Genomic DNA, 5,770 nt, shown 5'->3' with positions numbered 1-5,770 from the left:
TTAGCAACCCTAAGCAACGGAATAGAGAAAGCCAATCTAGACCTAGCCTATGAGGAAAAAATGATTTCTAAATACCAAAAAATACTATCCCGAAAAAAATACATGAGCAAAAGATACCAAAAGGCCCTTCGAACATACTGGAAATGGCAAGATAAAAAAACAAACAAAATCAAAGACACATACCACAAAATAAGCCACGACCTAGTGCAAACTTATGATTTAATATGTATGGAAAATCTAAACATTAAAAGCATGTTCAAAAATAAATACTGGAGCACTAAGCTTCAAAGAATAGCATTATACTCGCTGGTGGAAAAAATCCGCTACAAAGCACAATGGCACAACAAAGAATTCATTCAAATCAGCCGATGGTATCCATCAAGTAAAAATTGCCACCACTGCGGATACTACAACAAGGACTTGGAATATGAAAAAGAATGGACTTGTCCACAATGCGGAAAACATCATAACAGGGATATTAACGCCAGCAAAAACATACTGCATGAAGGAATAAGGATTCTTCAAGAAAAAATAATAAAGAACCTCCGGGACGGAGGGGATAGCACGGTAAATCTAGATGCATTAGCATCTACAGCCCGTGAAGTAAGAATCCTCGAGCTCCACAGTTCGAGGTAGTTCAATCTGCGGTAATTTCAGTTACAAAAGTCATGTTTTCAATGACTTCAGTTTCACCAGCTTTAATGGTGTAAAGTGGAGAACCAAGTAAGATTAAACCGTTATTAACTTCTCTGATTTTGTTATCAGCTACTTCTTGCATGTGGGTTCCTTCGTAGGTAAAACCTGCATCTGCGTTACCTTCTAAGGCAAATGAAATTACTTCACCGGATTTTTTATTAGTTGCTTTTACATTTACAATCATATTTTAATCTCCAAATAAATTGATATTATAATTTATGTTTGTTAACATTTTTAAATGATACGGTTTAAATTTAAATTATGGATATACCATTGTATTTTTTCTTAGCTTACAAAGATTTGGACAGATTATCGCCGGGCAGTGAGGACACTACCCTTGAGGTATTGGACAAAATTGAACGTGACAATATTTCAAATGTTTTGGATATCGGCTGTGGAGTTGGCCAGTCAACAATACTTCTTGCAAATTACTTTGAGGATGCAACAGTTGAAGCTATCGACTTATTTAAGCATTATTTAACTGTTTTAGATGAAAACATTAAAGAAAACAATCTTCATGATAGGGTTTTCACCTATGAGATGGATATGAGAGATTTGGATTTTGCAAATGAGGAATTTGATTTGGTATTTTGTGAATCTTCAATCGAAATAATTGGTTTTAAAGAAGGTTTAAAAGAATGGAGGAGATTATTGAAGCCAAACGGTTACATGGTTGTCTCTGATGTGTCATGGATTTCAAAACCGTCAGCAGAATCAAAAAAATTCTGGAAAAATACATATGATGATGTCGATACAATTGAAAATAAGATTTCACAAATAAACGACGAAGGTTTCAGATTCATTGACTATGTCATTGTTTCCAAAAATGACTGGAAAGACTATTATAACAAACTGGAAATGAATCTAAATGAACTGAAAACTGATAAATCAGCAAAAAATTTTGTTGGGCAGTTAAAAAAAGAAATTAAAGTTTATAGACAAAACAGCGATGATTATTCTTATGTATTTTACATTATGAAGAGGTGTTAATGTGAGGTATACAAAATTGGGAAATTCAGATTTAAATGTTAGTCGAATATGTATGGGATGTATGGGGTTTGGAGATCCTGCAGATGGGATGCATACATGGACATTGCCTGAAAAGGAATCCATAGAAATAATTACAAATGGTTTGGATAATGGAATTAACTTTTTTGATACGGCCATAGGCTATCAGAATGGGACCTCAGAGCAGTATCTTGGCCGTGCAATAAGGGAAAATGCCACAAGAGAAGATGTAGTTGTAGCAACTAAGTTTCTTCCAAGGTCTGAAGATGAAATCAAAAATAATATTTCAGGTCAAAAGCACATTCACGATTTTGTTGAAAAAAGCCTTACCAATCTTGGTTTGGATTATATAGATTTGTATATCTATCACATGTGGGACTATAACACTCCATTATATGATATTTTGGAAGGTTTAAATGAAGTAATTGAAGAGGATAAAGTGAAATATATTGGTATTTCAAATTGTTTTGCTTGGCAGCTTGCAAAAGCTAATGCACTGGCTGAAGCGGAAGGTTTTAAGAAATTCGTATCAATTCAGGGTCATTACAATCTGATTTTCAGAGAAGAGGAACGTGAAATGATTCCTCTTTGTAAAGCGGATAATATTGCAACAACTCCTTACAGTTCACTTGCTTCAGGAAGACTGTCAAGAATGCCGGGTGAGGATTCAAAAAGAATGAACGAAGACTTCTATGCTAAATTGAAATACCAGTCAAGCGAAGCGCAGGATTTTGAGATTATCAAAAGAGTTAATGAACTTGCCCTAAATTATGATGTTTCAATGACTGAAGTTTCATTGGCTTGGCTTTTAGAAAAGGTCACATCTCCAATTGTTGGTGCTACAAAGATGCATCACGTTGAAGGGGCAGTTAACGCAGCTGATTTAAAATTAAGTGATGATGATATTAGCTATTTGGAAGAGCCGTATGTTGCTCATGACCTAGTTGGTGTAATGGCCGATAATCAGGCGTCTGCATCTGATGATGATAAGGTTTGGCAAAAACATACAAAAGATAAGATTTAGTTCAATATTTCTAAATCTTTTTTTTCATATTTGTTGTGTCCTTTAAGGCTTTTTTTGTATTTCCAGCATGCAATGGCATCATCTAAAGATTTATCATCATTATTTTCAAAGAAATCTCTAATATATTGATTATATTCAAACTGTTTTCCGATTGCAGTTTTTTCTTTTGAGTTTTGAATTTCATAATATGCATTAATTGCATCCTGATATGTTTTGGTCGGATTTGCTTTTAGCCATTTCTGGAATTTGACTTTGAATTTGAAACTTTTTCCGATTTCCTTTTCAAAGAATTTTCGTTTATCTTCACTGCATTTGAAGTTTTCACCAATCTCAGATTCAAGTGTAATTTCTTCGCTGCTGTCTTTCACATCAACGATTTCATTTTTTTCTTTTAACTCTTCACCAGTATCCAAATAATATATGATTCGTTTTTCCAGTTCAGATTTGCCGCCGCTGACTTTTAAGCCTTCAGACCTTAAAAAATCTTTCAGTTCTTCTTTTAAAAAATAGTACTCTTTAAACTCTTCACTAGTTAAATTTGTTGTAAGGGATGGTCTTGTCATTTCAATCAAATATTAATTTGTCGATAATGTCCATATCAAGGTTTTCTTCAACGATTTCAGCCAATCTGTTTAATGAATAATCCTTTTGGGTTTCGTATGGATCTTCTTCATACTTTGCTTCAAAACCTTTTTTAATACGTATATAGTTTAAAAATTCACGTCTGAAGTTGTAGTTGTGGAATATTCCATGGAAGTAGGTTCCAAAGATGTTATTCTGTGAAGCTCCATCAATTTTACCGTCTTCATTATTTCCCTGACCTTTTTTAATGTTTAATAATGCATTGCAGGTTTTAAGTTCGGTTGTTCCTTCATGGATTTCGTAACCTGTAACTTCCTCACCAATTATATTTTTAAATATTTCGCCTGCTAGTCCATCAAGATTTTCAGGAATTGTTGCAACTGATTGTGTTACAATCTTTTCGCTTCTCGAAAAGCTTGATTCAATATCCAATAATCCTAAACCGTCAATAGTTCCATGTTTTGATTCGCGTTTTTCTTCATCATGGATTACATTGCCTAAAATCTGCAGACCTCCGCAGATTCCAACGATTGGAATTTCAGAGGATTTTGCTATAATTTTGTCTGCCAGACCACTTTCTTTTAGGGCAAACATATCTTCTGTTGAATTACGTGTTCCGGGAATTAAAATGGCATCAACGTCACCTATATCATCATTAATGCCAATCATCTTAAGAGCAACGTCTTCTTCGTATTCAAATGGATCTATATCTGTGAAATTAGCTATTTTAGGAAGTCTGATAACTCCAATTGTAATGTCCTTATCTTCTGCAAAGACATGTGTAGTTAGTGATGCTGAATCCTCTTCTGGAAGTCTTAAAGTTTCATCATATGGAAGAACTCCCAAAACCGGTTCTCCGGTAATCTCTTCAATTCTGTCAAGACCTGGCTTTAATATATCAAGGTTACCTCTGAACTTGTTGATAACGGTTGCCTTTAGGCGGGAGCGGTCATAATCATCAAGCAGTACGTATGTTCCGGCAATAGCTGCAAAAACACCACCCATTTCAATATCTGCTATTAGTATTACATTGGCATCTGCCATATGGGCTATTTCCATGTTTGCTATATCCTGGTCTCTCATATTTATTTCTGCAGGTGATCCGGCTCCTTCAATGAAAATAATATCATATTTCTCGGATAAGATTTTAAAACTTTCTTTCATTGCATTAAATGCTGTATCATGGTATTTATGCTGGTAATCGTAAAAGTTCATGTCTCCAATGGATTTTCCCTGGATAATTACATTGGATGTAAAATCCCCTTTAGGTTTTAGTAGAACAGGATTCATATGTATGCTTGGTTCAATCATTGCCGCTTCGGCCTGTAACATCTGAGCTATTCCAATTTCACCGTTTTCCTTAGTGGTATATGAGTTTAAGGACATATTCTGGGACTTGAAAGGAGCCACATTATATCCTCGATTTTTATATATTCTACAGAGCGCTGCTACAAGCATGCTTTTTCCGGCATTTGAGGAGGTTCCTTGAACCATGATACATTTTGTCATGTATAGAATATATTTAGTTAATCTTATAAATAATTTAAAAATCAGTCAATCTCATTTGATGAATTTAACATTTTTGTGCAAGAATGCTCCGGTTCTTAAATTGGGAGGTTCAACAGATTATGTCGTTGCAATTCTTATTTGCATAATATTTGATGTTGAGGTTAATTAAAACAAAAGTATTTCTTTAACTATTATTTTAATGAATGTCATTTCACATTAACGTCAAGGATGTTAAAAAGCAATCGTCATTCAAACTTTCAGTATATCAACCAATATTTTCTGTTTGTATATTAATCATTTGTTAAAAGATTATACTATATGAGTTATAAATTATGGTCATGGTAAGATATGTTTAATTCCCATTTTAATTTAATCGATATTATTTTTTCAATTCAGCTAAATTCTCTTTTAGCAGTTTATAAATGTTTTCCGCACCAATAATTTCATCATCACTGACATTCCAACTTGAAGGGTACAATATGAATGGTTTTGACTGGTCTCCTCCAGCTCCGCCATGACTTCCGACCAATTCTTCAAAAGCACACACTTCATCAGCTTGCCTGTCATAAAAACTGTTAACCAGGATGTCAGGGGTATGTTCAAATGAGCTTGTTCTTTTTAAATGTCTGACGATATTGTTTCCAAATCCTTCAAGAGGGTTTTCACCTTCAATTTCACCGCTGTCCAGATAGTAAGTTCCATTTTTACCTATAGCTAAATCACCATGTTCTTTGGATTTAACTAAAATAAAACCAACATATTCATTATTTATAATGCCGTCTATCAGTTCAGGGAAATAGTTATTAAGTTCCTCATAGGTTAATCTCCGACTCCATTGGGTCAGATAAATCATTGCAAGATTGCCTGATGCCAACACGATGACTTCAGAGTCACTTAATTCTTTTTCTTCTTCTTTTTCTTTTTTTATAATAAAAAAAGAAAAAGAAGAAG

The 5,770-nt window shown here is 34.0% G+C and carries 6 protein-coding genes and 1 pseudogene; 3 read left to right on the top strand and 4 right to left on the bottom strand.

The window, feature by feature from the left end; all coding sequences use genetic code 11:
- Positions 1 to 636, top strand: a 636-nt coding sequence (locus tag IJL02_RS12455) for a transposase (RefSeq protein ID WP_292816878.1), incomplete at its 5' end; no start/stop codon positions are given.
- A gap of 1 nt (position 637) precedes the next feature.
- Here IJL02_RS12455 and IJL02_RS12450 read toward each other — a convergent pair.
- Positions 638 to 880, bottom strand: a complete 243-nt coding sequence (locus tag IJL02_RS12450) for a hypothetical protein (RefSeq protein ID WP_292813738.1) — start codon at positions 878 to 880, stop codon at positions 638 to 640.
- Positions 881 to 957: 77 nt separating this feature from the next.
- On the opposite strand from IJL02_RS12450, the gene IJL02_RS12445 reads away from it, so the two are divergent.
- Together IJL02_RS12445 and IJL02_RS12440 are read left to right on the top strand one after the other, a co-directional pair.
- A complete protein-coding gene (locus IJL02_RS12445) occupies positions 958 to 1,686 on the top strand; it encodes a class I SAM-dependent methyltransferase (protein WP_292813735.1) in 729 nt (242 codons plus the stop codon).
- A 1-nt stretch (position 1,687) separates the two neighbouring features.
- Complete coding sequence (locus tag IJL02_RS12440) at positions 1,688 to 2,728, top strand: aldo/keto reductase (protein ID WP_292813732.1); 1,041 nt, start codon at positions 1,688 to 1,690, stop codon at positions 2,726 to 2,728.
- On the opposite strand, the gene IJL02_RS12435 is transcribed toward IJL02_RS12440, so the two are convergent.
- The 3 genes and pseudogenes from IJL02_RS12435 to IJL02_RS12425 all read right to left on the bottom strand — a co-directional run.
- On the bottom strand, positions 2,725 to 3,291 hold the full coding sequence (locus IJL02_RS12435) for a DUF6434 domain-containing protein (RefSeq protein ID WP_292813729.1): 567 nt from the start codon (positions 3,289 to 3,291) through the stop codon (positions 2,725 to 2,727). The two genes, IJL02_RS12440 and IJL02_RS12435, sit on opposite strands and share 4 nt — an antisense overlap.
- Position 3,292: 1 nt before the next feature.
- Positions 3,293 to 4,819, bottom strand: coding sequence for a cobyric acid synthase CobQ (gene cobQ, locus IJL02_RS12430; protein WP_292813724.1), 1,527 nt, complete (start codon positions 4,817 to 4,819; stop codon positions 3,293 to 3,295).
- Between the two features lie 379 nt (positions 4,820 to 5,198).
- Positions 5,199 to 5,770: pseudogene (locus tag IJL02_RS12425) on the bottom strand (phage holin family protein); the annotation flags it as partial.

Origin of the sequence: Methanobrevibacter sp. (assembly GCF_017427765.1) — an archaeon.
Lineage (GTDB): Archaea > Methanobacteriota > Methanobacteria > Methanobacteriales > Methanobacteriaceae > Methanocatella.
This window is presented reverse-complemented; position numbering and strand designations above follow the sequence as displayed.